Here is a 25,055-nt window from a genome sequence, read left to right on the forward strand (position 1 = left end):
ATGATGCTGGCGAGACCCGTTGCACTTGCGTTCGGCTTGCTTGCCGGCATTGCCACCTCGCAGCTGCCGGAGTTTGCACAGCAGTACCGTCAGCGGCTCGGCGGCGCCATTGATGCTCTCCAGACTGTCATGCTGCAGGCGGCCGAGGATGCCCAGCGGTCGGGCCTTGATGTGGAAGGCGCGATTGCCAGGCTCAAGGCCAGCGGCGACCAGCTGGTGGCGGCGCAAGGGCGCAGTCTTGAGGAGATCGGCGACAGGCTGGCCAGCATGCGGGCCGAGCGCGAGGCCTATGCCGGGGCGGATGAATTTGGCCGCCTGCTGGTGTTCCTCACCAGCGCCGACCGGGAACTGGCAAGACGCACCTATGACGACTTCGAGCCTGCGGTGCCGGTGACGGCCGAGGGTATTTTGACGGGCCTTCTCGGGCTGTTTGCGGGCCTTGGCGCCCTGCGTATTTCAGGGGCCTTTCTGCGCGGCCTTTGGAAGGTGTTCGGGCCGCGCCGTTCCGCCGCCCGCTGATCAAGCTGACAGGAGAGAACATGGACACCGTTACCTCGTCCGGCGGCATGGTCGTTGCGCCTCACATGGCGGCGGCGGAAGCGGGCGCCGAGATCCTGCGCGAAGGCGGTTCGGCCATCGAGGCAATGATCGCAGCGGCAGCCACCATCGCCGTTGTCTATCCGCACATGAACGCCATCGGCGGGGATGGCTTCTGGCTGATTGCTGAGCCGGGGCAGGACCCGAAGGTGATTTCCGCCTGCGGGCCGGCCGGATCGGGTGCGACGATTGCCGCCTATAACCGCGCCGGGCATGGCACCGTGCCAACGCGCGGGCCGCTGGCGGCGCTGACGGTTGCCGGCACTGTGGGCGGCTGGCAGAAGGCCTTCGAGGCAGCGGCAAGCCTTGGCGGGCGCATGCCCCGGCGCGAGCTTCTGATGAATGCCATCCGCCACGCCAAGGAAGGCTGTGCCGTTTCCGCCAGCCAGAAAAAGCTGACGGAAGAAAAGCTGGCGGAGCTCAAGGATCAGCCCGGCTTTGCCAGCGTCTTCCTGAAGGATGGCAAACCGCTGGAAGCAGGCAGCCTGATGCGGCAGGAGCGGCTGGCCGACACGCTGGACCAGCTGGCCGCAGCCGGGTTCGATGACTTCTATCGGGGCGATGTGGGCGCGGAAATCGCGGCCGATCTGGAGCGCATTGGCTCGCCTGTCACCAAAGCGGATCTGCAGCGCTATGAAGCGCGCATCCGCAAGCCGCTGAAGGTGGCAACCAAGGCCGGAACCCTCTTCAATGCCCCTCCGCCCACGCAAGGTCTCGCCTCTCTGCTGATCCTCGGTCTGCAGGACCGCCTGCCTGCGGCCCGGCCGGAAAGCTCTGCCATGGTGCATGGGCTGGTGGAGGCGACCAAGCGGGCTTTCCTTGTGCGTGACCGGGTGGTGACCGACCCGGACCGCCTGCCGGAGCCGGTATCGCCTTTCCTGGAAGACGCCTGGCTGGACCGGACAGCGGCTGAAATCAGCGCGAGCCGTGCTCTGGACTGGCCGGTGAAATCCGCGCTGGGTGACACCATCTGGATGGGTGCGATCGACGCCAGGGGCTGTGCCGTTTCCTTCATCCAGTCCGTCTACTGGGAATTCGGGTCCGGCTGCGTGCTGCCGCGCACCGGCATCACCTGGCAGAACCGCGGAGCGAGTTTTTCGCTGCATCCGGAAGCGCTCAACGCGCTGGAGCCCGGGCGGCTGCCGTTCCACACGCTCAACCCTGCGATGGCGCGCCTTTCCGATGGGCGGCTTGTCACCTATGGCACCATGGGCGGCGAAGGCCAGCCGCAGACGCAGGCGGCGATTTTCGTGCGCCATGTGCTGAACGGCATGCCGGTGGGCGAGGCCATCGATGCGCCGCGCTGGCTGCTTGGCCGCACATGGGGCGATGCCAATACCTCGCTCAGGCTCGAATCACGCTTTGACCCGGATCTGGCCGAAGCCCTGAAGCGGGCAGGACATGACGTGGTTGTGATGAATGAGGCCTATTCCGATACCATGGGCCATGCGGGCATGATCGTGCGCGGCTTGCGCGGCGGCCTTGAGGGGGCGCATGATCCGCGCTCGGACGGCGGGGCGGCTGCGGCCTAGGGTGCGCACCGGAAGGAGAGACGACATATGGATGCCATCACGCGCATGCGCTGCTTCATTCAGGTGGTGGACAGCAACGGCTTTTCTGCCGCTGCCCGCGAGATGGGCCGCTCCAAGGCGCTGGTGTCCAAATACATCGGCGAGCTGGAAGACGAGCTGGGCGTGCGGCTGCTGAACCGCACCACGCGGCAGATCTCGCTGACCGAGGTGGGCGAGGCCTATTACAAGGAAGCCAGCGATATCCTGCAGCGGATTGATGATCTGCAGGCCTCCGTCCAGTCCACCCACCACGAGGCGCGTGGACGCCTGCGTGTGTCAGCTCCGCGCTCCATGGGCGACGGCTTCATCAATCAGGCGATCATGGAATTTCTGGTGGCAGAACCGGCCATCACCATCGACCTGCGGCTGGATGACCGGTTTGTCGATCTGGTGGAAGAAGGCTTCGACCTCGCCATCCGTGTGACGGATCTTGAGGATTCCAGCCTGATCGCCCGCAAGATTTCCCCCTTCCGCACGGTGGTCTGTGCAACGCCGCAGGTGCTGGCTGACCACGGCACGCCGAAGCACCCTTCAGAACTCTCCAACATGCCCTGCATCGTGGACACGAATTACCGGTTCAAGTCGAACTGGATCTTCATGGACAAGGGTGACCGGGTGACGGTGCCGGTGAAGGGCCGGATCGAGGTCAACAGCGCCTCTGCCGCCCGCGATGCCGCCATGTGCCATCTGGGCTTTCTGCGCACGCCGATGATGTTCGTCTACAACGACATCAAGGCAGGCGGATTGCAGATCGTGCTGGAAGACTACGAGCATGATGGCCCGGCGATCTACGCGGTCTATCCTCACCGCCGCCATCTCTCCGGCAAGGTGCGCTCCTTCGTCGATTTCCTCACCCAGTGGTTCTCTGAAAAGCGCAAGGCGGGCAAGAGCTGCTGAGGGGGGAATGGCTGGGAAGGTACTCTCCTTTAGCCGCAGCGCCCCTCTCCCCCCTTGAGGGGGAGATGTCTGCGCCAGCAGACAGAGGGGGGTAGCAGCGCTTCAACGCGGCATCACCTTTCGTATGAAAGGACAGTCAGTTACCCCCCTCTGCCCCCTGCCGGGGGCATCTCCCCCTCAAGGGGGGAGAGGAGTTGGAGCCTGACTGGCAGTCCGATGAGAACACTGCCCCGCCAAGGGGGAAAGGGGGGGGGTGACCAGCCGGGGAGTTCACCCCCTCATTTTCCCGCAGCCGCCAGCCGCTCTTCTGCCAGACGGTCTGCGACGGTTTCCGGGGTCAGGCCCTCGGCCTCCGCACGCAGGAAGATGCGGGTGAGAGTGGTGCCGATGGCGAGCGTCTTTTCCCGCACCAGAGCATCATCACCGCCGGGCGTTGCCAGCGCGATGGAAATGACACCGCCTGCGTTGATCGCATAATCCGGCGCATAGAGAATGCCCCGGTCCTTCAGCGCCTGACCATCCGCCGGGGTGGCGAGCTGGTTGTTGGCGGCACCGGCGACGATCTTGGCCTTGATCTGCGGAATGCTGACCGCATTCAGCACCGCGCCAAGGGCGCAAGGAGCATAGACATCGGCCTCCACCGCATGGGCCTCTGCCGGAGAAACGGCCACCGCCTCCAGTTCCGCCACGGCCCGGTCCACGGCCGGCTGGTGAATGTCGGAGACGATCAGCCGGGCGCCGGCGGCCTTCAGCTGGCGCGCCACATCGAAGCCCACATGGCCGAGGCCCTGAACCGAAACGGTGCAGCCGCTCAGGCTGTCCGTGCCGTTGACATGGGCGAGCGCGGCGCGGATGCCGGCGAAAACGCCGAGCGCCGTGTAGGGAGACGGATCGCCAAGCCCGGTGGCACGGGTGCCGCGCACATGTGCCGTCTCGCGGGCAACGTCCTCCATGTCCTGCGCCGAAACGCCGACATCCTCTGCCGTGATGTAGGAGCCGTTCATGCGGGCGACATGGCGGCCGAAGGCGCGCATCAGGGCCGGCGTCTTGTCCTTGCGCGGATCGGCGATGATCACCGCCTTGCCGCCGCCCAGATCAAGCCCGGCGAGGGCATTCTTGCAGGTCATGCCGCGCGACAGGCGCAGGGCATCACGCAGGGCATCTTCCGTGGTGGCATAGGGCCAGATGCGGCAGCCGCCAAGGGCGGGACCGAGGCGGCTGTCGTGAACGCAGAGAATGGCGCGCAGGCCGGTTTCCCGGTCATGAGCAAAGACCACCTGCTCGTGACCGGCGAACTCGGGATGGTCGAAGGCGGTCATCCCTTGCGTGGAAAAGGGAGCGCTGCGGGACGGGGCGTTCATGGTCTTCTCTCTCATGCCAAGATTGCAATGCCTGCGCATCAGGCCATTCGATGCACAGCTTCCGAGGGAGAAAATGTCTGATCTGCATGGAAATTTGTGACCGATCTTGCGGGCGAATAAATCTGATCGGGAATTTTCTCTCAAGAATGAACTCAGAGAGGATGAAAACCGCCATTTCCCCTTCTGCGGCGCAAAAGACGCTTGCGGAACGTCACCTTCCTGCCCCCTTCTCAGGGCAATGAGCCGTGCCGGAATCGCGCCTGAATGAGAATGGAATCACCACGAATGTCTCCCGCTGTGAGCCCCACCGTCTTTCTGCACCGGGCCTTTGTGCTGCTGTGCCATGCGGTCATGCTGATCTCCATGTGGCTGCTTGCTGGCGGAACTGCATCCGCGCATCCGCATGTGTTCGTGGAAGCGCGGACCAAACTGGTGGTGAATGACGATGGCCTGGCCACGGCGGTGGATCAGATCTTCCGCTTTGATGATGCCTATACGGCCTTCGCGATCCAGGGCTTCGACACCAACCGTGACGGCATCTTCAGCCGGGAGGAACTGGCGGAGCTGGCCAAGGTCAATGTGGAAAGCATGGAGGAATTCGGCTTCTTCACCTTCGGGGACAACACGAAGGTGGAACTGGATTTCACCATGCCGGAAGTCTACTGGCTGGAAGTGGTTGAGGTTCCCCTCGCCGAATATTGGGCGATGAAGCAGGAAGATATCGCCGCCATCAAGGAAGATGCCGAGCGCACCGGCAAGCCGATGATGACCACGGTGAAGCTGCTGGAACTGCACTTCCTGCTGCCGTTGAAAGAGCCCACGGACCTTGCCAATACGGTCACGCTCGATGTCTATGACCCGACCTACTATGTCGATTTCCGCTTTGCCCGGGACCCGGAAGCCACGGGGCTGATCAATGCTCCGGCCTCCTGCACAGTTACCCGCAAGGAACCGCCCCCGCTGGACGCGTCCACGGCAGCCGCTCTTGCACAGATTGGCGCAGACCAGCGCGAACTGCCGCCGGAACTGGCGGACGTTGCTGCGGGCCTCGTCAATCAGATGATCGTCAATTGCGGACCGGCAGAAGCTGCTGCGGTTGCCTCCAGGCCGCCGTTCCCGCCGGTGACGCCGCTCAATGGCCAAAATCAGGACCAGAGCCAGACGGCAAGTGCGGACAGCAATGCAGAGGCACCTGCCGCAAACCGTCAGACGGAAGCTGCGTCCCAGATGCCGCCAGCGCCCATGGAAGGCGTTCCGTCTGCGGCGCTGAAGAGCAATGCGCTGGTCGGCAGCTTCTTTGCCGAAATTGCCCGTTACCAGACCGAGTTCTACCAGAAGCTCATTTCCGCGCTGCGCAGCTTCCGCAACAGCCCGGATGCGGGCTGGCTGCTGGCGTTCCTCTCCTTCGCCTATGGCGTTTTCCATGCGGCAGGCCCGGGCCATGGCAAGGCGGTGATTTCGTCCTATGTGCTGGCCAGCGAAGACACGCTGAAGAAGGGCATCCTACTCTCCTTCGCCTCGGCCTTTGCGCAGGCTCTGACCGCGATTCTGATCGTCTGCGGCGTTGCCGTGGTCTTCAACCTCACCTCCATCGCCATGCAGCAGACTGCCCGCTGGCTGGAGATCGCCTCCTATGTGATGGTAACGGCGATGGGCGCCTGGCTGCTCTGGGTCAAGGCTTTCCGCCCCCTGCTGACGGGGGCTGCCGCCGGGCATGACCATGTGCATCTGCCGGGGGATGATGGCGCCTGCGCCACCTGCGGCCACGTGCATGCGCCCACCGCAGACATGGTCGCCGGGCGCCTGACGCCGGGCCGGGCCCTGTCGATCATTCTGGCCATTGGCCTCAGGCCCTGTTCGGGCGCGTTGATCGTGCTGGTCTTCGCCCTGTCGCAGGGCATGATTCTGGCTGGCATTGCCTCGACACTGACCATGGCCGTGGGCACGGGCATCACCGTGTCCGTGCTGGCCACGCTGGCCGTCGGGGCGAAAGGGCTGGCTGCACGCCTTGCCGGATCCGATGGGGTGTGGGCCTACCGGGTGCACCGGGGCATCGAGATTGCCGCCGCTGCAGCCGTGTTCCTTTTGGGCCTCACCCTGCTGATTGCCATGATCGGCTGGGGCTCCGTCCCGGCCTGATCAGGCTGATGTAAGCCTCAGCTATCGCCGCGCTTGCGGCGGTAGGCTTCCACGGCTTCGCCAAAGGCGGCGAACAGCTTCTGCGAAGGCGCGTCGCAGCTGACCCAGTATTCCGGGTGCCACTGGGTGCCGATGGCGAAGTTGCGTGCGCCCTCCACCGAGACCGCCTCAATGGTTCCATCCTCGGCGGTGGCTTCCACCACCAGCGCCTGCCCCAGAGCGCCGAGGCCCTGCCGGTGCAGGGAGTTGACCTTGAACTGTGCCGCGCCAATGGCTGCCTCAAGCGGTCCGCCCGTGCGCGCGTCAACCGTATGGGCGAGAGCGAAGCGCTCCTCCTGCTTTTCGGACACGGGCGCGCGGTGGTCGTTGCGCCCGTCGATTTCCTGAATCTCCGTCAGCAGCGTGCCGCCGAGGGCGACATTCAGCTCCTGCATGCCCCGGCAGATGGCAAAGACCGGCAGGCCCTTTTCCAGCGCCCGGCGCAGCAGCGGCAGGGAGGTCGCGTCACGGTCCGGGTCATAAGGCCCGTTTTCTTCCGTCGCCTCGCCGCCATAAAGGTCCGGATTGACGTTGGAACGCGAACCGGTGGCCAGCACCCCGTCCACCCGGTCCAGCACCGCGTCAATGTCGAGGGCGCTGCCGAGAGAGGGCAAGATCAGGGGAATGGCGCCAGCGCCATTCAGCACGGCTTCCAGATAGGTGGAGGGCGCGGCATGCCAGCGGTAGCCGTCAACGGGCTTCACATCGGCGGTGACAAGAACAATCGGCTTGGACATTCGAGGCGTTGGACCCTTTGGCCACAGAACAGGTTGGGCGCCAAGCTTTGCACGAAGTGCAAGCCCGCGCCAAGAGGGTGCAGACGGGCATAAGGCAAAGCTCAGCCTCCACCGGAACTTGTGGGAGGCACAGCCCCTAGAGCTTGCTGCCGAGGCGGACGCCGGGAGGCGGAGAACTGTCGCGGATCTTCAGGTCCGGCGGGATCAGATGCAGCGTGTTGGGCACGCGCTCGCCGCCGATCTGGCGCAGGATGAGATCGGCGGCCCGGCGGCCGATTTCATCCGGATGGCTGGCGATGGTGGTGAGCGAGGGCGTGCGCGAGGCTGCACCATCCACATCATCATAGCCGGTGACGGCGATATCCGGCCCCGGCTCCACACCGGCACGCCGCAGGGCGGGCATCATGCCGAGCGCCACCAGATCATTGAAGCACATGACGGCAGTTGGCCGCGCGCCGGTGGAGAGAATGCGCGGGGCAGCCTCACGGCCATCGGCCTGGGTCATCAGTTCGGGAATATCGATCTGCGTGTCCGGGTCGATGCCCGCTTCCGCCAGCGCCTTGCGCCAGCCCGCATTGCGGTCGCGCCCGGTGGAGCTGCCGCGCCGCCCGCCCGCCATGGCGATATGGCGGTGCCCCTGCGCGATCAGATGCCGGGTGATCATTTCCCCGCCCAGCTCATCATCGCCGCGCACGGCCGGTGCCCTGGCGCCTTCCACATCACGGCACATGAGCGTGACGGGGATGCCCTGATCGGTCAGCCGGTTGATCTCGTCCGCCGTGGTGCCGACGGAGGAACACAGGATCAGCCCATCGGCGCGGTGCTGCATCAGCGCGTCCACAAAGGCGCGCTGGCGCTCCACATTATCCCGGTGATTGCAGATGAAGACCATCTGCCCCTGTGCTTCCAGCACGTCTTCCAGCGAGCGGAAGATTTCGGCGAAATAGGGATTGATGATGTCATGCACCGCAACGCCGACGATCTGCGTCTTGGCGGTGCGCAGGGAAGCTGCGGAACGGTTGTAGATATACCCGACCTGGCGGGCCATTTCCTTGATCTTGTCGCGCGTGGCCGAGGCCACCAGCGGCGAATCGCGCAGGGCAAGCGACACCGTGGCCGTGGACACACCAAGCCTGTCGGCAATGTCGCTGAGTGTCAGCCGTTTGCCGCGCGGCGTGTCGTCACCGTCGCCACCCATTTCGTCACGGGGCGTGTCTACACCCATACGCGCCGTCCCTCACATGCGCCAAAGCAGTTCCGGCCCACTTGCGGAGAACCAGCCAGCAAAAGGCTGATAGACCGGCAAGGCCCTGAATCGCAAGTTCTATCCAGCATGGGGGGCATCAGCGGCAAGTGCAAGCCATGCGGCGCACTTAGCGGCCAAACCGTTTGAACTGCGGCGCACTGTCGTCAAACTCGTTGCGCAGGTTGACCGTGACCTGACGGCTCAACCGGGCACAGTCCTGCGGATCACAGTCCGTTTCCGGCCGCTCGATGCCATAGCCCTTGAACCACAGCCGCTGCGGTTCGACGCCCAGTGACACCAGCTTGTCCAGGACAGCCTTTGCCCGCTGTTCGGAAAGGCGCTTGTTGGCTGCCTCTCCACCGGGGTCATCGGCATGGCCCTGAACCTTGGCAAGCCATTGCGGATAGGTATTGAGCCAGACGGCCTGCCGGATCAGGATCGCTTCGGCCTCGGGGGAAATTGCCGCCAAGCCCTCGGCAAAATGAATGCGGCGCCCCGCATTCAGCATGAACTCTTCCTCGCTGCCCGGCTCAAACCCGGCGGCCTGCGCCGGTGTTTCAGGCGCCTCGCCACCCGTCAGGCCAAGCCCCGCGCAACCCGCCAGAGAAAGGGCAAAAAGCCCAAGGAAAATGCCCCATACCCGCATGCGAAAGCCCCCGGTCTTCGCCAACCCCTTGCAGGAATTTCAGAGCATCCCTGCCGCGAGGCGTCAATGGAAAAGACTGGGGAGATCCGGCAGGCGGAAGCCTACCGTTTTTTGACGATCTGCTCGCGGTAGAGAATGTAGAGCCCGGAGCTGACGACGATGGACGCGCCGATCAGGGTGGAGCTGCCCGGCAGGTCGGCAAAGACAAGGTAGCCGAGGCTGATCATCCAGATGATCTGCACATAGGTGAAAGGCGCCAGCACCGAGGCAGGCGCACGGCGGTAGGCGCTGATCAGGATCCAGTGACCCAGTCCGCCCAGAACACCGGTGGACAGCAGCAGCCCCCAGTGGAACAGGCTGGGCGGCGCCTGCCACACGGAGATGCCGCCCGGCGCCATCGCCAGAGACGCCACAGCGGCGGGAATGATCAGCATGCTGAGGGTCGAATCGGTGGTCGAAAGCATGCGCGTCAGCAGCGTGTAGAGCGCGTAGCAGACCATCGACAGCAGCGAATAGATCACCGCCCAGTTGAGCGGGCCCGAGCCGGGCTGCACGATGACCAGAACGCCGATGAAGCCGACAAAGACCGCCGCCCAGCGCCGGGGGCCAACCTTTTCGCCCAGCATCGGCACGGCCAGCGCCGTCACCAGAATGGTGCCGGCAAACATGATCGACATGGTTTCCGCCAGCTGCAGATGCCGCATGGCGAGGAAGTTGAACGAGGTGTTTCCGAGCAGGCAGAAGCCGCGCAAAATCATCAGCACAGGCCGGTCGGTGCGGAAATATTCCGGATGCGCCCAGATGCGGAACAGGAAGAAGGCCAGCACCATATGCGTGACGAAACGCACCCAGACGACCTGAAACGCCGGGAGATCACGGACCAGATATTTCGCCGTGGCATCAAGGCCGGCAAAAAGGAAACAGGCAAGCAGAAGCATGCCGATGCCGATGAGCTGGGAGCGGGATTCCTCCCGCTGCTCTGAACCGGATCCATCCGGAGTGCTGGTCATGGGTATTCTTCCAGAAACGCCCGCGCCCGAACCGGCGCCGCACTACACCTTAGAGTGAGTACCCGGCGAACGGAAGCCCACAAACAGACCGAACGGTACGGTTCGCCCTGCCCTTTTGGTATGGCTGCCTTGCAGGGAGCCGCAGTTCTTCTGTGAACGGCAGCTCAAACTGGGAAGGGTCTCAGCTTTCCGCCTTTGCCAGAGCGATCACGGCTGCCTTCGGCGCATCGTCCTCATCCGGCTCCAGCAGCTCCTCGTCGCCTTCATCGTCATCGAGAGACAGGGAGAGGTTCTTCTCGATCTGGCGCAGCAGCTTCTTCAGGCGCTTGCGGTCCTTGTCGTCAAGACCGGCGATGGCTTCCTTTTCGAGCCGCTTCCAGGCCTTGTCGACGGCTTCGATCCGGTCACGCCCCTCATCGGTGAGGAACACGCGGGCAAGACGGCCGTCTGTGTCGGAGATCTGGCGGCGGACGAGCCCCTGCGCGGACAGGCGGGTGACCATCTTGGTCACGGTGGGCGGCTGCACGCCCAGCGCCAGCGCCAGCTGGCTCATGGTGCGGCCGTCACTGTCGGCCAGCACTTTCAGCACCAGTTCCTGCCCCGGATGCAGGCCCGCACGCATCAGATGGGTCCCGGCGCGTGCCCGCTGGGCCTTGGCCGCCTGCAGCAGGCGGAAGGTGACGCTCTTCTTGTAACTGAATGCCATGATCGCTCGCTCCGCAGTGGAAATGGCCAGCACGGCACCCCGGACGAGGATGCCGTTTCGCCGGCACCCTAGCCGCGTTGTTTAACCGTCAAATGACACTCTGTGCCCCGGCTCAGAACTTTGCGAGCCTTCTTGCAACTTTTTTCACGTAGCGGCCCCGGCTTTCCTGCGTGGAACTGTCCATCCTGTAATGGGCAAGGTAAAGCGTCTTGCAGCGCGGCGCGCAAAGAGCGCGCAGTCCCCGCATGATGGTCTTGCGCCCCGGTTCGCCCATCAGCTTGGAAACAAACCAGCTTGCCCCGCAGGTGGTGACGATGGCGATCTTGCGGATGTGCTGCATTTTCGGCCGCATGCCCGTGTGTTCGGAGGGCATCTCGAAGGTGACATGCGGCACCCAGACCCGGTCAAACCAGCCCTTCAGCATGGCCGGAAGCCCGAACCACCAGGTCGGATAGACAAACACCATCATGTCGCACCAGAGGATTGCTTCCACATGCGCCTTCACGGGCAGCACGTTGCTGTCCACATCGTGATAGCCGCGCCGCTCGTCCGCGCTCATCGCCGGCTGAAAGCCTTCGGCATAGAGATCGATCAGCCGCACCTCATGCCCGGCCTGCTGAAGCACCGAGACAACGTGATCACGCATGGAGGCGTTGAAGCTTTCCGGGACGGGATGCGAATAAACGACGAGTGCCTTCACCTTGATGCCTCCGGCATCCCGGCCAGCGCAGCGGCTGGCCGGATCAAATGACTGGTCAAATGGAAAGAGGCCGCAACCCGCATCTCAGGCGCGCGCAAGCCCCGGAAAGAGGAACACCTTGCCACTGCGGAAATCATAGGACGGGTCTTCCCAGGCGATCATCTTGCCCGGATTGAGCAGGCCCTTGGGGTCCGCCTGCCGCTTGAAGGCCAGCTGCACCTCGTCGGTCTGCTTCATGCCCCCTTCTTCCAGCGTGTAGCGGTGCGGGTTGAAGATCGGGCAGCCGCCTTCCTCATGCAGGCGGATGATTTCGTTCAGCCGCTCTTCGGAGGTGTAGCGGACGATGGGCAGGCCGAAGCAGGTGATCCTGCCGTCAAACCGCACGAATTCCAGATGCCCCGGCACCTCGTCACCGAAGAGGTCGCACATGCGGCGCACCTTCTCCACGTGATCGGGGAAAGGATAAAGCACCTGCAGATAGGTGATCGACGGGTCAACCCGCAGCCCGCGCAGCGTCGTGTGGTTCCAGGCAAGTTCATAGGCCGGCGGCAGGGCCTTGCGCGTTGCCTCATCGGCCAGATCCGAGCGGTAGAGGATCGAGGCGCGCCGGTCTGCTGCGGTGAAGGCGGCAAAGGCGTCCATGGCGAAGGAGGCCACCATGACCACCACCACCGACTGGTCGCGCCGGATATATTTCTGATGCCGCAGGAAATAGTCATGCGGCACGGGCGCGGCGATGGGGGCGATTTCCTTCACCAGCAATCCATCCTGATTGCCCAGCGCATCGGCAAAGCGCACGCCGTCCATGAAGGCATCGAAGCCGACGACCACATCCACCCAGTCATAGGCGGCCGTCAGCGGCATCTCCACCTCGGTGATGACGCCGTTGGTGCCATAGGCATGCATGACCTTGTGCAGGTCATGGCCGGTCATTTCCAGCACCTGCGGCTCGGCTTCCATGGTGATGACGCGCAGGCGCAGCACATTGCCAAGGTCGCGCAGCCCGCCCCAGTTGATGGAGCCGACGCCGCCGGAGCCACCGGCAATGAAGCCGCCGATCGTGGCCGTGCGGTAGGTGGAGGGGTGCAGCCGCAGCTCCTGTCCGGAATGGGCGCGGGTCTCGTCATCGATCTTCGAAATGATGGCGCCCGGCTCCACCACCACAACGCCGGGGCGGATGGACTTCACCTTGTTCATTTCGGCCAGATTGAGAATGACGCCACCGGACAGCGGCATGGCCTGACCGTAGTTGCCGGTCCCTGCTCCGCGCACCGTCACCGGCACCTCATGGGCGTAACAGGCCTTCAGAACCTCGATCACCTCCGCCTCGGACTTCGGCGTCACCACCAGATCGCCGGTCACGTGATCCAGCTGCTGCTTCAGCACCGGCGAGTACCAGAAGAAATCCCGGCTCTTCTGTTTCACGATCTGCGGATTGTCCTCCATGGCAATCCCGGCAAGGTCCGACTTCAGCTTCTCGAGCGCACTCATTCAGCAGCTCCCCGTTCAAGTGTCACGGCATTGGTCATCAATGGGTCGAGTTCGCGGTAATCCGGCAAGGTCATGTCGATGGTCCGCCCGTGGCGCAGTACCGCCTTCAGCCCATGCGGGCGGGACAGAAGCTCACCCCAGTTGCGGGCGCGCAGCAGCACCATGTCGGCAGGCGCGCCTTCCCTCAGCCAGCCCAGATCAGACCGGCCCAGCAGTTGCGCAGGCGTCCGGGTCACCGTGTTGATCCAGTCGCCGAAAGGATGATCCAGCTGCAGGATGCGCGTTGCCTGGGTGTAGACCTCGATCAGGTTCATGTCGCCATAGGCATAGAAGGGATCGCGGGTGTTGTCGGAGGCAACCGCCACGGCAATGCCGCGCGCCTTCATCTCATGCAGCAGCGTGACACCGCGCCAGCGCGGCGTGCGCCCGGCCTGCCGGTCCTGCAGATACATATTGCACATGGGCAGGGACACGATGCCGAGCCCGGCCTCTGCCACCAGATCCAGCGTGCGGTCAATCTCGTCCGGCTCCTGCAGCGCGAGGGAGCAGCAATGCCCCACAACCACCTGCCCCTTGAAGCCGTTGCGGAGGGCCGCTTCGGCAATGTGGCGCAGGGTGCGGGCGCCCGTGTCGCCGGTTTCATCCGCATGAAAATCGAGCGGCAGGTCCCGTTCGGCAGCGGCACGGAACATGGCGTCCAGATGCTCGCCGAGGCGCGGGATCATGTAGGTGACTGCCCCGAGCACGCCGCCAGCACGGGACACACGGTTTGCGATTGCGGTCAGATAGCCATCATCCGCATCCAGCCGGTCAATGCCGAAGAGGCTGGCGGCCTGAAGATCGATCCGGCCTGCCCAGTCCTCGCGCACTTCCTGGAACACGGGCCAGGAGATCGTCTCCTGCGGCGGAAGGCTGTCCAGATGGGTGCGGATCAGCACCGTGCCCTGCGCATAGGCACAGCGCAGCGAAAACTCCATGCGTGCCCGCACATCCGCCGCCGTCCAGTTGGCCATGCGGTCCTCTCCCACCGCCATCAGCGCCCCCATGAAGGTGCCATCCGGGTTGGGACGGCGCGGGGTGATGTGGCCCTTGTCGAGGTGGGTGTGCATGTCGATGAGGCCCGGCAGAACCATGCCGTCATCGAGATCATGGCAGTCGCCGCAGGGCGCCGCCGGAAGGCCGCCGGAAGGCCGGATCATCCCGATGCGGCCATCGCGCACCTCGATATCGACCTGCACCAATGCGGCCGGATCGCCGCCTGCCACATGGTCCGGCAGGAGGGAAGCGGGCACTCTTGCGCGCTGGAAACGGGCGGTGCCGCGCACCGGGGCCTTCAGCAGCCAGGTCATGTCAATTCTCCCTGCGGATCGCGCTTTCGTGCCAGCGCCGCAGCAACAGATGCGAAACAAGGCTGGTCGCCGCGAAGATCACCACACCCGTCAGGGACAGGAGGATCAGGGCTGCAAAAAGCCGCGGAATGTTGAGCCGGAACTGGCTTTCCAGCAGGCGGTAGGCAAGGCCGGACTGCGCCCCGGCGGAGCCTGCGGCAAACTCGGCCACCACGGCAGCAATCAGCGCCAGTCCGCCTGCGATGCGGAGGCCAGCCAGAAAATAGGGCAGCGCGGCGGGCAGCTTCAGATAAAGCAGCGTCTGCCAGCGGCTGGCGCCATAAAGCTCGAACAGGTTCAGAAGGTTATGATCCGTCGACTTCAGCCCTTGCGTCGTGTTGGACAGCACTGGAAAAAAGGCAACGATAAAGGCGCAGATGAGCAGCGCCGACTGCGTGGTCGGCGCATAGATGAGAATGAGGGGCGCAATGGCGACGATCGGCGTCACCTGCAGGATCACCGCGTAAGGGTAGATCGCCAGCTCGATCCAGCGTGACTGCGTCATCAGCACGGCCAGCCCCACACCGCCCAGTAGCGCCAGCAGCAGGGCGGTGAGGGTGATCTTCACCGTGACCCAGAGCGCGCCGGACAGGGTGCCCCAGTCAGTGTAGAGCGACTGCGCCACCCGGGCGGGGCTGGGCAGGATGTAATGCGGCACGTTGTAGGCGCTGACATACCAGGCCCAGGCCAGCACCAGCAACCCCAGCATCAGCACCGGAATGGCGATGCGCAGCAGACGCCCCTTCAGATCCGGCCTGCCGGACACCGGCAGAGGCGCCACATCGACAGCCGTTTCGCTTTTCTCAGCCGCTGTCATAGGTGATCCCTCACATCCATGGCCGCATGCAGCGCTGCGGAGGTCTGGCGGCAGTAGTCGTTGTAGATGGACGACGTGCGGAACTCCTCGTCCCTCGGATAGGGCGCATCCACCGCCAGATCACTCACCACCCGGCCCGGCCGGGCCGCCATGACGACGATGCGGTTCGACAGATAGACACTCTCATAGACGGAGTGTGTGACGAAGATGACCGTCCAGCCGAAACGCTCCCACAGGCGCAGCAGGTCGTTGTTGAGCTTGAAGCGGGTGATTTCATCGAGCGCCGCGAAAGGCTCGTCCATCAGCAGCAGCTTGGGCCGAGTCACCAGCGCGCGGGCGATGGAGACGCGCATCTTCATGCCGCCGGAGAGTTCACGCGGGTAAGCCTCGTGGAACTGGCCGAGCCCGACCATTTCCAGCGCTTCGCTCACCCTTTCGCGTGCCGCCTCCTTCGAAATGCCCTTGAGCCGTAGCGGCAGCCAGACATTGGCAAAGACCGTTGCCCAGGGCATCAGCGTCGGCTCCTGGAAGACAAAGCTGATTTCCGGATGGGCCTTGCCGAGCGCGTCATGATCCGAGGTCGGCCATTCCAGCGTGCCGGAAGACGTGTCGCCAAGACCGGCAATGATGCGCAGCGCCGTGGACTTGCCGCAGCCGGAGGGGCCCAGAAGGCTGATGAACTCGCCCTGCCCCACATCCAGCGTCATGTCCTTCAGCGCAACCGTGCCGCTGGAAAAGACCTTGGAAATGCGGTTGAGGCGGACAAGCGGACGGGAAGAGGCAGCATGGGGCGCGGCTGCGGCCAAAGCCGCAGAATGAGACAATTCGGACATGCCCTGACACAGGCTCCCTGACAGACGGACAACAGGACACCGGCTCACGGACGCATTGACTGCATCACACGAGCGGCGGCTGGCAGCAGGCGGCACGCGAATGCCGCCCGCCGGAACAGCTTGTCACTTCTTCAGGTTCATGCCCACGCCCTTGCAGACGAATTCCGTGGTGTAGATCGACTTGATGTCGATCCCGTCTTTCACCACACCGGCCTTGACCATGCTTTCATAGAAGGCCTGCTGCTTGGCGTCCGTCATGCAGCCGATGCCCTTTTCCAGCGCCTCGCCCGATTCCACGAGGCCGAAGGACTTCATGGTTTCGATGGAGAAGGCGATCTGGTCGTCGGTCATCTCCGGGTTGTCTTTCTTGATCAGCTCATTGGCGGCTGCATTGTCGCCGTAGAGATAGTTGTACCAGCCCTCGATGGTGGCATCAATGAAGCGCTGGGTCAGGTCCTTGTTGGCCTCGACGTAATCCTTGCGGCCCTCGATGAGGGTGGAATAGGTCTCGAAGCCATAATCCGCCAGCAGGAACAGCTTCGGCTTGAAGCCACCCTCGGTCTCGATGGCAAAAGGTTCGGACGTGATATAGCCCTGCTGCGCCGACTGCTTGTCGGCCAGGAACGGACCGGGGTTGAAGGCATAGGGCTTGTACTGCTCATCCTTGAAGCCCGGATAGGCCGACTTCATCCACTGGAAGTAGGAGGCAAAGCCATCCGTGCCCATGAAGATCGTGGGGAGCTTGGCCAGGTCCTCGAATTTCTCCAGCCCCGCATCGGGATGAGCGATCAGGACCTGCGGATCCTTCTGGAAGATGGCGGCCACTTCAACGACCGGAATATCCTCTGCCAGCGCATTGAGCGGCTGCAGCATGTTGCCGGCCATGTAGAACTCGACCTTTCCGGCCAGCATCAGTGCCCGGCTGGCCGCCTGCGGGCCGCCCTGCACGATCTCGACCTTGAGGCCATATTTCTCGTAGGTGCCGTCCGCGACCGCCTGATAGAAGCCGCCATGTTCCGCCTGGGCCAGCCAGTTGGTCGCGAACTTGATTTCATCCAGAGCAAAAGCCTGACTGGACAGCACAAGGCCAAGGGCCGCAGCCCCGCCAAGAGAAGTCAAAAAGCGCATGTTGTCTTCCGCCTCCGTATTGCTTTTTAAAGCTCTGCCGCTGTGCCTCCTCAGGCCCTTGGAGCGGTTCAGGCAATCACGCTGAACTGATTGTGCAAGCCCCATGCCAGCAGCTACCCGGCTGCAACTTCCAGATCCAATGGCGGTTTCCCGTCATCTGCCTGCCGCATGGGCACTTCCGCTCCCCCCGGATCGGCTCCAGACCAGCGCAAGCTTGCACAATCTTCAGGCATTTGCCACTCGGATCAGCATGCGCAAGTCTTGCGCAGCCGCAATCCCGGCGGCACTCTGGCCTGCACCAGTGCTCCGCCTTTCCAGCAGGATTACCAAAAACCTCATGACAAATCCGGTTACGCCAACCACCATCCGCCCGCCCTTTGCCCGCTACAGCCACGGCATCGAGGTGCCCGCCGGCCACAGGCTGGTCTTCACCTCCGGCCAGCTCGGCATCGGTCCGGATGACGTGATCCCGCCCGGCGTCGAGGCGCAGACGCGGCTTTGCTTCCAAAACATCCGCGAGATCCTCGCAGCCGCCGGCATGAGCCTTGCCGACATCGTGCGGATCAACGCCTTCGTGACAGGGCGCGAGCACATGCAAGGCTACATGAAGACCCGCGACGAATTCACCGCCACGCCTCCCCCCGCCTCGACCCTGATGATCGTCGGCGGCTTCACCCGGGAGGAGTTTGTGGTGGAAGTGGAAGTGATCGCTGCAAAGGCGGACTGAGCTGCACGAGGGCACCATGTTCAACAAAAATTATTTTTGTTGAACATGGCGGAAAATGCTATGCTCAACAAAACTTCCGTTCGTTGAACATGAGCCCATGCAAAGGCATTCTCCGGTCAGTCACGCAGCCTATCACGATCTCCTGCGGTCCCTGCTCGATGAGGCAGTGGCGGGATTGAGGGGCACGCCGACGCGTGTCACCCGCAATGGCAAGGCCTATTGGTACGACACCTACCGGGTCGGCACGGATGTGCGTAAATACTACATCGGCGAGGACAGCGAGGCACTTCAGGCCCGCATTGCCCGCCACAAAGCGCTCAAGGAAGAAACGGAAGCCCGCCGGAAAGAGCGGTCGCGGCTGATCCGCCTGCTTCGGGCTGAAGGTTTTCTCGGCACGGATGGCGCAACGGGCAGCCTGCTGGCGGCCATGGCCGGTGCCGGAGTATTCCGGCTGGGCGGCACGGTTATCGGCACCCATGCTTTCCGGCTTTACGAAGGGGAGCTGGGCGTCCGCTACCGTTTCGACCAGACGGCCATGACGCAGGATATGGACATCGCCAGCTTCGAGCGGCTTTCCCTCTCCCTGTCACAGGATGAGCAGGTCTCCACCTCCATGCAGGATGTGCTTTCCGGCTTTGCCTTTGATCCGGTGCCGAGCCTTGATCCGGGCCGGGTCTGGCGCTGGCGGCAGACCCGCAACGACACGCTGGTGGAGTTTCTCACCCCCTCCTTCCGCCCGGAGGAGGATCTGCGCCCGCTGGAGGCGCTTGGCGTCAGCGCACAGTCGCTGCATTTCCTGAACTATCTGATTGCAGCCCCCATCCCCGCCGCTGTGCTTTACCGCTCCGGCGTCCTGGTGCAACTCCCCCGGCCGGAGCGCTTTGCCATTCACAAGCTGATCGTCGCCGACCGCCGCCGCGAGGGGCCGGGAAGCCTGAAAGCACGCAAGGACCGGCTGCAGGCCGCGTTTCTGATCGAGGCGCTGGCGGAAGACAGGCCCGATGATCTGGCAGAGGCCTGGGAAGACGCACGGGGCAATGGCCCCAAATGGCGCGAACGCCTCGACAGAAGCCTTGAAGCTGTGCCAGAAACCCGCGCGCGCATTCATGACTGCCTGTAGCACTAGAGGCCTGCAGGCAGGGTGCGTCCCCGGTGAAATCCTGTGCGGAACTCGGGCAGGCAAGTGCCTGCTATCCAAGCCCGCAGGTCCAGCTTCAGAAGGACCAGACCGGACATGCGTTTGTGGATCAAGGACCCGATTGCCATTCTCGCCGAAGGGGCGGAACGGGGCATCGTCGTGGAAGACGGCACTATCGTGGAACTGGTGGGCCGGGGGCGCGAGCCCATGCTGCCGGTTCAGGCCACCTTTGATGCCTCACGGCACGTGGTCATTCCCGGCCTCATCAACACCCATCACCACTTCTACCAGACGCTGACCCGCGCCCATCCGCAGGCGATCAACAAGGAGCTGTTTCCCTGGCTGCAGGCGCTCTACCCCATCTGGGCGCGCAATGTGACGCCGGAAACCTTCCGCCTTGGCACCCGGCTGGCGCTGACAGAGCTCCTGATGTCCGGCTGCACCACGGCCTCCGACCATCATTATGTCTATCCCGCTGGCCTTGAGGCAGCGATGGACATTCAGGCCGAAGAGGCCGCACGCCTCGGCATCCGAATGACGCTCACCCGCGGCTCCATGAACCTTAGCCAGAAGGACGGCGGCCTGCCGCCCGACAGCGTGGTGCAGGATCAGGACGAGATCCTCGCCGACTGCGAACGGGTGCTGTCGAAGTTCCACGACCGCTCGAAAGGCTCGATGCTGCAGGTGGCGCTTTCGCCCTGTTCACCCTTCTCGGTAACCCGTGAGCTAATGCGCGAAAGCGCGGCGCTGGCCGAGCGTTTCGACTGCCGCCTGCACACCCATCTGGGCGAGACCCACGACGAGAACAGCTATTGCACCGCGAAATTCAGCTGCCGGCCGGTCGATTATCTGGAAGACTGCGGCTGGCTGACGGACCGGGTGTGGCTGGCCCATGGCATCCATTTCACCGATGACGAGGTGAAGCGCCTCGGCCATGCCCGCGCCGGTGTCTGCCACTGCCCCACCTCCAACATGGTGCTTGCCTCCGGCCAGTGCCGCACGAAGGAGCTGGAAGCGGCCGGTTCGCCCGTTGGCCTTGGCGTCGATGGCTCGGCCTCCAACGACAATTCCAACCTGATGGAAGGCCTGCGTCACGCGCTGATGATCAACCGCCTCACCTATGATGCGGCCTCGGTCACCCATCACGACGTGTTCCGCTGGGCAACGGAAGGCTCTGCCCGCTGCCTTGGCCGCGATGACATCGGCGCCATCAAGGTGGGGCTGATGGCAGATCTTGCCTTCTACACGCTGGATGAGCTGCGCTTTTCCGGCGCGGGCGATCCGCTGGCCGCTCTCATCCTCTGCGGCGCCCATGCCGCCGACCGGGTGATGGTGGGCGGCACATGGCAGGTGACGGACGGCCAGCCGCACGGCGTCGACACCGCCCGCCTGCGCCACGAGCACGGCGAGGCGGCAAAGCGGTTCCTGGAAAGCTTGTAAGGCATAGGCGCAGCCGCGCTTGTAACGGGCTCCGCCCCTTGCCTCGGCGTCGCCCCGGGAATGGCACCGCCGTGCGCAGTCCTTTAGGCCTCGCGGTTGACCTTCAGCGTTCCAGCCAGAAGCGGAATCAGCAGGGCCAGCAGTGCCACCACAAGGAAGGATGTGCGCAGCGACAGGGCGTGGCCGATGAAGCCCAGCACCGGCGGGCCGAAGAGAAAGGCGCCGTAGCCAAGCGTGGCGACGGAGGCCAGCGCCGCGCCCTTGGAGGTGCCGGGCTCTGCAGCTGCGCGTGACATGGCGAGCGGGAAGATCACCGCATTGCCGAGACCCATGATCAGGCAGCCTGCCCAGATCACCCAGACAGGTCCGCCCGCAACGAGAAGCGCTGCGCCACTGACGGCGGCAATGCCGCTGATCCGCGCCACCGGCACCGGGCCGAAGCGGGCAATCAGCTGATCGCCGGACAGGCGCATCGCCACCATCGCCACGGAGAAGATGGCAAAGCCGACCGCTGCCGTGGAACTGTCAATGCCAAGTTCCTGGATCTGGTAAAGGGCAGCCCAGTCGGTGATGGCACCTTCCGCAAGTGCCGCTGTCAGCGCCATGACACCGGCAAAGAACAGTGCTCCGCGTGGAATGGCGAAGAGCGGCGCCTTTTCGCTGCCCTTCTGCGCCCGCACCGACACCCACGGAGTGCGGAAAACCCAGAGAATGACGGCCAGCAGCAGCACGCTCCAGCCCAGGAAGTGCTGCGGCACCGTCAACTCCAGCATCAGGGCAATGGCGCCCACACCCGCGCCCGCACCCGCACCAAGGCTGTAGAGCCCGTGATAGGACGACATGACCGGGCGGCCCAGCGCCTGTTCCACTTCCGCGCCCCAGGCATTCATCGACACGTCGAGACAGCCCATGGCAAAGCCGAAGAGGAAGACCACCGGTGCGATGAGGACAACGGACGTGCCGAAGGAAAGGCAGGCAAACAGCGCCAGTGTCACGGCAACTGCCACCCTGGCCATGCGTGCCGCGCCCCAGACATCGACCATCCGGCCCGTCACCGGCAGGGAGATGAAGGCCCCCGTGGCCATCATCAGCAGCACCATGCCGAAGCCGCTTTCATCGACACCCAGAATGATCTTGATATCCGGGATGCGCGAGGCCCAGACACCGATCATGGTGCCAAGAACAAAGAAAACCACGCCAACAGCATGGCGCGCACGGCGGACAGCAGACATCGGAACTTTTCCTGAAAGGAGCCGCCGGCAAAGGGGCAGCATGGAGGTGCCTGCTAACTAGGCAACCGCAAGGAACCTTGCAAGTGAAGATATGGTGACGCGGCTCAGGTCACAAGCCCCGGCTGGGAGCTGGAACGGCCGCCAAAGCCGCCGAAGAGAGAGCGTGCCTGCTCGTAAGCGGCAAGGGCGGAAGCCCGGTCAGCCCGGCGGCCGTCTTCTTCGCGGCGCTCCTGATCCGCGGGGCCTTGCGCGTCTGCCCGCACAGTGCCGCCCTGCGATGATCCGGCTTCACCGGCCTGCGGCGGGCCGGAGCCTGAGGCAGCCTCAGATCCGCCCGTGCCTTCCGCCTCATCGCCGCCGCGCAGTTCTTCCGCTGCCTGTGCCCGCATCTCGGCCTGGGCCTCCTGCAGGCTGGCGCGGGCTTGCTGGGCAACGCGCATGTCCTGCGAAGAAGGCTCTGCAGGTGCCAGGGCGGCACGGATGACGATCTGCATCTTGCGGGCGGTTGCTTCCGGCGTGCGCTCCTTCGACGTGTCGATCTGCACCTCGCCGCCAATGGCATAACGCTTCTTGTCCGGCCCTTGCTGGAAGGTGTAGCTGGGCGCACCGGCATAGGCGCCGCCCACCCGGGCGTGGGCCTGCTCATGCGCCCGGACTTCCCGGTCACGGACCTGAAGTTCCTTGACCTGCTTCTCCTGTTCCTCGGTCAGCTCGGACGCAGCGGCAGCGCCACCGCTGCCGGAACCTTCCTCCTCCGCAGCAGCCGGACCAGCGGCGGAAGATGCAGCCGAACCTCCGGCGCTCCCGTCACGCGGCTGCGCTCCGGCGGCAGCTGTATCCTCTTCGCCGGCAGATCCACTGCGAGTGCCTGTTGCTGATTGGGACTGCGGCTCTTCACCCTCAGCGCTGCGGCTGCGGCGGACATCGCGCAGGCTGCTGCCGTCCTCGTTCAATCCCTGAAGAAACTGAACCGCATCCGCGCGGAGCGTCGGGGCTGCACCCGAGAGTGCGGCCGTGGCCTGTGCGCTGGCGGCACTGCGGCGAGCAGAATCGTCCCGCCCCTCGCGTTCACCTTGCGGGGCAGCATCCCGTATGGCAGCAGACACCGGATCGGCACGGGAGCCAATGCCGGCGGAAAGTCCTGCAAGCACACTCACCATACCGCAAAAGGTAACGCACACCGATTGCCGGTTTCTTAACGGGCGTTAAGTCATTTGATCAGATTTGCGTGAAGCAAGGCAGCGGCAAGCCTATCCTGATGCAACAAGAGGCATGACGGCAGGCGTCAGCCCGGTTAGTCTGCCCATCCTGTCCTGATCGTTCCTTCAGAAGGTTTCACAACATGCCCGCCCTGCCGCGCCGTTTCTGGCATGAGATGACCACGGCCGAATTTTCCGGCTCCGATACGCGCAACTGGATTGCTGTTCTTCCGGTGGCGGCCATTGAGCAGCATGGCCCCCATCTGCCCGTGTGGACCGACACGGCAATCGCCGAGGGCCAGATCGCCCGCACGCTGGACCTTCTGCCCGAGGACCTGCCGGTCACCTTCCTGCCCGTGCAGCAGATCGGCAAGTCGAACGAGCATATTTCCTCGCCCGGAACGCTGACCATTTCATGGGAGACGCTGACCCGCGCCTGGATCGACATTGGCGAAAGCGTTGCCCGCGCCGGTATCCGCAAGCTGGTGCTGATCAATTCCCACGGTGGCAATGTGCCCATCATCGACATCGTGGCACGTGAACTGCGCATCAGCCACGAGATGCTGGTCACCGCCACCGCCTGGTCGCGCTTCGGCCAGCCAGAGGGCATCTTCCCGGCGGATGAATTCACCTATGGCATCCATGGCGGCGACATCGAAACCTCGATCATGCTGCACCTGCAGCCAGATCTGGTGCGCATGGACAAGGCCATCGACTTCACCTCCACCCAGCAGGACTTCATCAAGGAGTTCAAATATCTGCGCGGCCACGGCCAGCAGCAGTTCGGCTGGAAGGCACAGGATCTCAATCCGGCAGGCGCCGCCGGCAACGCCGCCCGCGCCACGGCAGAAAAGGGCAAGGCCTCACTGGACCATGCCGCAGCAGGCTTTGTCGAGCTGCTGAAGGACATCCATGCCTTCGATCTCTCCCGCCTCTGGTCTCCCGGCGCATGAGCGCCTGACGCCCCCCCCCAAAAAAAACAGCAAGACAACAGCAAGCTTCCAAGGAAACGTCATGAGCAAGCCCGACATCCTCATCCCCTCCCCGCTCCGGGACATGATCATCGACGGCCTCGAGCCGCATTTCACCCTGCACAAGCTTTATGAAGCCGAAGACGCGGAAGCCTTCCTGAAGGAGCGTGAAGCCATCATCAGGGGCATTGCGGTCAGCTTCTTCAACGTGGACCAGCCCTTCATCGACCGCTTCCCGAATCTGGAGATCGTCTCCAACTTCGGCGTCGGCTATGACAAGGTGGACGCGCGCCACTGCGGCACACGCGGCATCATCGTCACCAACACCCCGGACGTGCTGAGCGAGGAAGTCGCCGACACGGCCATCGGCCTGATGATCATGACCATCCGCGAACTGTCTGCCGCCGAGCGCTGGCTGCGGGACGGCAACTGGGAAAAGAAGGGCGCCTACCGCCTGACGCCCGGCACCCTGCGCGGCCGCACCCTTGGCATCTTCGGTCTTGGCCGCATCGGCAAGGCCATTGCCACCCGTGCCGAGGCCTTCGGCATGAGTGTGCATTACTACGGCCGCAATCAGCAGGCGGGCGTGGACTACACCTATCATCCCAGCCTGGTCTCGCTGGCCGAAGCCGTGGACACGCTGATGATCGTCGCCCCCGGCGGCCCGGAAACCCAGCACATGGTGGGCGAGCGCGTTCTGGAAGTGCTGGGACCGGACGGCGTCCTCATCAACATCGGCCGCGGCTCGGTGGTCAACGAGACGGCCCTGATCGAGGCGCTGAAGAAGGGCACCATCATGGCGGCCGGCCTCGACGTGTTCGAGCATGAGCCCCATGTGCCGCAGGCCCTCCAGGATCTGCCGAATGCCGTCCTGCTGCCGCATGTGGGCTCTGCCTCCGTCGCCACACGCGACGCCATGGGGCAACTCGTGGTCGATAATCTCAAAAGCTGGTTCAGCGTTGGCAAACCGGTAACCCCAGTTGCAGAAACGCCATTCCCCCGGATGTGAAGCGCTTGATCGGCAACTCTAACGCAGGGTAAC

23 protein-coding genes are annotated in these 25,055 nt (G+C 64.0%); 9 read left to right on the plus strand and 14 right to left on the minus strand.

What is annotated here, in order from left to right:
- From H163_RS22740 to H163_RS0112260, 3 genes are read left to right on the plus strand one after another with little or no spacing between them, the layout of a single operon-like run.
- Positions 1-519 carry a DUF2937 family protein gene (locus tag H163_RS22740; protein ID WP_019964879.1) on the plus strand — a complete coding sequence of 173 codons (519 nt, stop codon included), beginning with the start codon at positions 1-3 and terminating at the stop codon, positions 517-519.
- 20 nt (positions 520-539) lie between these two features.
- Complete coding sequence (locus H163_RS0112255; RefSeq protein ID WP_026355774.1) at positions 540-2,129, plus strand: gamma-glutamyltransferase family protein; 1,590 nt, start codon at positions 540-542, stop codon at positions 2,127-2,129.
- A gap of 27 nt (positions 2,130-2,156) precedes the next feature.
- Positions 2,157-3,065 (plus strand): LysR family transcriptional regulator, encoded by a 909-nt coding sequence (locus tag H163_RS0112260; RefSeq protein ID WP_019964881.1) that lies wholly within the window; start codon positions 2,157-2,159, stop codon positions 3,063-3,065.
- Positions 3,066-3,343: 278 nt separating this feature from the next.
- Here the strand turns inward: H163_RS0112260 and H163_RS0112265 are convergent, their stop codons facing one another.
- Positions 3,344-4,426: a Glu/Leu/Phe/Val dehydrogenase dimerization domain-containing protein gene (locus H163_RS0112265; RefSeq protein WP_026355775.1), complete on the minus strand. Its 1,083-nt coding sequence runs from the start codon at positions 4,424-4,426 to the stop codon at positions 3,344-3,346.
- A 285-nt stretch (positions 4,427-4,711) separates the two neighbouring features.
- On the opposite strand from H163_RS0112265, the gene H163_RS0112270 reads away from it, so the two are divergent.
- Positions 4,712-6,565, plus strand: a complete 1,854-nt coding sequence (locus H163_RS0112270) for a HoxN/HupN/NixA family nickel/cobalt transporter (RefSeq protein WP_019964883.1) — start codon at positions 4,712-4,714, stop codon at positions 6,563-6,565.
- Between the two features lie 17 nt (positions 6,566-6,582).
- Here the strand turns inward: H163_RS0112270 and H163_RS0112275 are convergent, their stop codons facing one another.
- The 11 genes from H163_RS0112275 to H163_RS0112325 all read right to left on the minus strand — a co-directional run bounded on the left by H163_RS0112275 (position 6,583) and on the right by H163_RS0112325 (position 17,306).
- The gene (locus H163_RS0112275) at positions 6,583-7,341 is read right to left on the minus strand and encodes a gamma-glutamyl-gamma-aminobutyrate hydrolase family protein (RefSeq protein WP_019964884.1); all 759 of its coding nucleotides are present in this window, start codon (positions 7,339-7,341) and stop codon (positions 6,583-6,585) included.
- A 136-nt stretch (positions 7,342-7,477) separates the two neighbouring features.
- The gene (locus H163_RS0112280; RefSeq protein ID WP_019964885.1) at positions 7,478-8,566 is read right to left on the minus strand and encodes a LacI family DNA-binding transcriptional regulator; all 1,089 of its coding nucleotides are present in this window, start codon (positions 8,564-8,566) and stop codon (positions 7,478-7,480) included.
- A 148-nt stretch (positions 8,567-8,714) separates the two neighbouring features.
- Positions 8,715-9,233 (minus strand): OmpA family protein, encoded by a 519-nt coding sequence (locus H163_RS0112285; RefSeq protein WP_019964886.1) that lies wholly within the window; start codon positions 9,231-9,233, stop codon positions 8,715-8,717.
- Positions 9,234-9,334: 101 nt separating this feature from the next.
- A complete protein-coding gene (locus H163_RS0112290; RefSeq protein WP_019964887.1) occupies positions 9,335-10,243 on the minus strand; it encodes a DMT family transporter in 909 nt (302 codons plus the stop codon).
- 181 nt (positions 10,244-10,424) lie between these two features.
- A complete protein-coding gene (locus H163_RS0112295) occupies positions 10,425-10,949 on the minus strand; it encodes a MarR family winged helix-turn-helix transcriptional regulator (RefSeq protein ID WP_019964888.1) in 525 nt (174 codons plus the stop codon).
- A 112-nt stretch (positions 10,950-11,061) separates the two neighbouring features.
- Positions 11,062-11,649: an NAD(P)H-dependent oxidoreductase gene (locus H163_RS0112300; protein ID WP_019964889.1), complete on the minus strand. Its 588-nt coding sequence runs from the start codon at positions 11,647-11,649 to the stop codon at positions 11,062-11,064.
- Positions 11,650-11,733: 84 nt separating this feature from the next.
- On the minus strand, positions 11,734-13,140 hold the full coding sequence (locus tag H163_RS0112305) for an FAD-binding oxidoreductase (RefSeq protein WP_019964890.1): 1,407 nt from the start codon (positions 13,138-13,140) through the stop codon (positions 11,734-11,736).
- A complete protein-coding gene (locus H163_RS0112310; protein ID WP_019964891.1) occupies positions 13,137-14,489 on the minus strand; it encodes a cytosine deaminase in 1,353 nt (450 codons plus the stop codon). Before H163_RS0112310 ends, H163_RS0112305 begins: the two co-directional genes overlap by 4 nt.
- Position 14,490: 1 nt before the next feature.
- Positions 14,491-15,345 (minus strand): ABC transporter permease, encoded by an 855-nt coding sequence (locus tag H163_RS0112315; protein WP_019964892.1) that lies wholly within the window; start codon positions 15,343-15,345, stop codon positions 14,491-14,493.
- Positions 15,342-16,178 (minus strand): ABC transporter ATP-binding protein, encoded by an 837-nt coding sequence (locus tag H163_RS0112320; protein WP_051105378.1) that lies wholly within the window; start codon positions 16,176-16,178, stop codon positions 15,342-15,344. Before H163_RS0112320 ends, H163_RS0112315 begins: the two co-directional genes overlap by 4 nt.
- 123 nt (positions 16,179-16,301) lie before the next feature.
- On the minus strand, positions 16,302-17,306 hold the full coding sequence (locus H163_RS0112325; RefSeq protein ID WP_019964894.1) for an ABC transporter substrate-binding protein: 1,005 nt from the start codon (positions 17,304-17,306) through the stop codon (positions 16,302-16,304).
- Positions 17,307-17,643: 337 nt separating this feature from the next.
- Here H163_RS0112325 and H163_RS0112335 point away from each other — a divergent pair, with 337 nt between their 5' ends.
- From H163_RS0112335 to H163_RS0112345, 3 genes are all read left to right on the plus strand, one after another.
- Positions 17,644-18,033, plus strand: a complete 390-nt coding sequence (locus H163_RS0112335; protein WP_019964895.1) for a RidA family protein — start codon at positions 17,644-17,646, stop codon at positions 18,031-18,033.
- Positions 18,034-18,130: 97 nt separating this feature from the next.
- Positions 18,131-19,153: a nucleotidyltransferase family protein gene (locus H163_RS0112340; protein WP_019964896.1), complete on the plus strand. Its 1,023-nt coding sequence runs from the start codon at positions 18,131-18,133 to the stop codon at positions 19,151-19,153.
- A 114-nt stretch (positions 19,154-19,267) separates the two neighbouring features.
- Positions 19,268-20,611, plus strand: coding sequence for an 8-oxoguanine deaminase (locus tag H163_RS0112345; protein WP_019964897.1), 1,344 nt, complete (start codon positions 19,268-19,270; stop codon positions 20,609-20,611).
- Positions 20,612-20,694: 83 nt separating this feature from the next.
- Here H163_RS0112345 and H163_RS0112350 read toward each other — a convergent pair whose 3' ends face one another.
- Complete coding sequence (locus H163_RS0112350) at positions 20,695-21,843, minus strand: MFS transporter (protein ID WP_019964898.1); 1,149 nt, start codon at positions 21,841-21,843, stop codon at positions 20,695-20,697.
- 104 nt (positions 21,844-21,947) lie between these two features.
- Entirely contained in the window at positions 21,948-23,000 is a 1,053-nt protein-coding gene (locus H163_RS23700) for a putative metalloprotease CJM1_0395 family protein (RefSeq protein ID WP_208975388.1), read from the minus strand.
- 185 nt (positions 23,001-23,185) lie between these two features.
- Here H163_RS23700 and H163_RS0112360 point away from each other — a divergent pair, with 185 nt between their 5' ends.
- On the plus strand, positions 23,186-23,995 hold the full coding sequence (locus H163_RS0112360; protein ID WP_019964900.1) for a creatininase family protein: 810 nt from the start codon (positions 23,186-23,188) through the stop codon (positions 23,993-23,995).
- A gap of 61 nt (positions 23,996-24,056) precedes the next feature.
- Positions 24,057-25,022: a 2-hydroxyacid dehydrogenase gene (locus tag H163_RS0112365; protein WP_019964901.1), complete on the plus strand. Its 966-nt coding sequence runs from the start codon at positions 24,057-24,059 to the stop codon at positions 25,020-25,022.
- Positions 25,023-25,055: the final 33 nt, after the last annotated feature.

Origin of the sequence: Pannonibacter phragmitetus DSM 14782 (assembly GCF_000382365.1) — a bacterium.
Taxonomy (GTDB): domain Bacteria; phylum Pseudomonadota; class Alphaproteobacteria; order Rhizobiales; family Stappiaceae; genus Pannonibacter; species Pannonibacter phragmitetus.

Bases quoted from the DNA above. Each gene is read 5' to 3' on its own strand.
- H163_RS0112340 (WP_019964896.1), top strand. From the start codon at position 18,131: ATGCAAAGGCATTCTCCGGTCAGTCACGCAGCCTATCACGATCTCCTG.
- H163_RS0112335 (WP_019964895.1), top strand. From the start codon at position 17,644: ATGACAAATCCGGTTACGCCAACCACCATCCGCCCGCCCTTTGCCCGC.
- H163_RS0112275 (WP_019964884.1), bottom strand. From the start codon at position 7,341: ATGTCCAAGCCGATTGTTCTTGTCACCGCCGATGTGAAGCCCGTTGAC.
- H163_RS0112285 (WP_019964886.1), bottom strand. From the start codon at position 9,233: ATGCGGGTATGGGGCATTTTCCTTGGGCTTTTTGCCCTTTCTCTGGCG.
- H163_RS0112290 (WP_019964887.1), bottom strand. From the start codon at position 10,243: ATGACCAGCACTCCGGATGGATCCGGTTCAGAGCAGCGGGAGGAATCC.
- H163_RS0112295 (WP_019964888.1), bottom strand. From the start codon at position 10,949: ATGGCATTCAGTTACAAGAAGAGCGTCACCTTCCGCCTGCTGCAGGCG.
- H163_RS0112260 (WP_019964881.1), top strand. From the start codon at position 2,157: ATGGATGCCATCACGCGCATGCGCTGCTTCATTCAGGTGGTGGACAGC.
- H163_RS0112270 (WP_019964883.1), top strand. From the start codon at position 4,712: ATGTCTCCCGCTGTGAGCCCCACCGTCTTTCTGCACCGGGCCTTTGTG.
- H163_RS0112305 (WP_019964890.1), bottom strand. From the start codon at position 13,140: ATGAGTGCGCTCGAGAAGCTGAAGTCGGACCTTGCCGGGATTGCCATG.
- H163_RS22740 (WP_019964879.1), top strand. From the start codon at position 1: ATGATGCTGGCGAGACCCGTTGCACTTGCGTTCGGCTTGCTTGCCGGC.
- H163_RS0112320 (WP_051105378.1), bottom strand. From the start codon at position 16,178: ATGTCCGAATTGTCTCATTCTGCGGCTTTGGCCGCAGCCGCGCCCCAT.
- H163_RS0112345 (WP_019964897.1), top strand. From the start codon at position 19,268: ATGCGTTTGTGGATCAAGGACCCGATTGCCATTCTCGCCGAAGGGGCG.
- H163_RS0112365 (WP_019964901.1), top strand. From the start codon at position 24,057: ATGAGCAAGCCCGACATCCTCATCCCCTCCCCGCTCCGGGACATGATC.
- H163_RS0112315 (WP_019964892.1), bottom strand. From the start codon at position 15,345: ATGACAGCGGCTGAGAAAAGCGAAACGGCTGTCGATGTGGCGCCTCTG.
- H163_RS0112360 (WP_019964900.1), top strand. From the start codon at position 23,186: ATGCCCGCCCTGCCGCGCCGTTTCTGGCATGAGATGACCACGGCCGAA.
- H163_RS0112280 (WP_019964885.1), bottom strand. From the start codon at position 8,566: ATGGGTGTAGACACGCCCCGTGACGAAATGGGTGGCGACGGTGACGAC.
- H163_RS0112350 (WP_019964898.1), bottom strand. From the start codon at position 21,843: ATGTCTGCTGTCCGCCGTGCGCGCCATGCTGTTGGCGTGGTTTTCTTT.
- H163_RS0112310 (WP_019964891.1), bottom strand. From the start codon at position 14,489: ATGACCTGGCTGCTGAAGGCCCCGGTGCGCGGCACCGCCCGTTTCCAG.
- H163_RS0112255 (WP_026355774.1), top strand. From the start codon at position 540: ATGGACACCGTTACCTCGTCCGGCGGCATGGTCGTTGCGCCTCACATG.
- H163_RS0112325 (WP_019964894.1), bottom strand. From the start codon at position 17,306: ATGCGCTTTTTGACTTCTCTTGGCGGGGCTGCGGCCCTTGGCCTTGTG.
- H163_RS0112265 (WP_026355775.1), bottom strand. From the start codon at position 4,426: ATGAACGCCCCGTCCCGCAGCGCTCCCTTTTCCACGCAAGGGATGACC.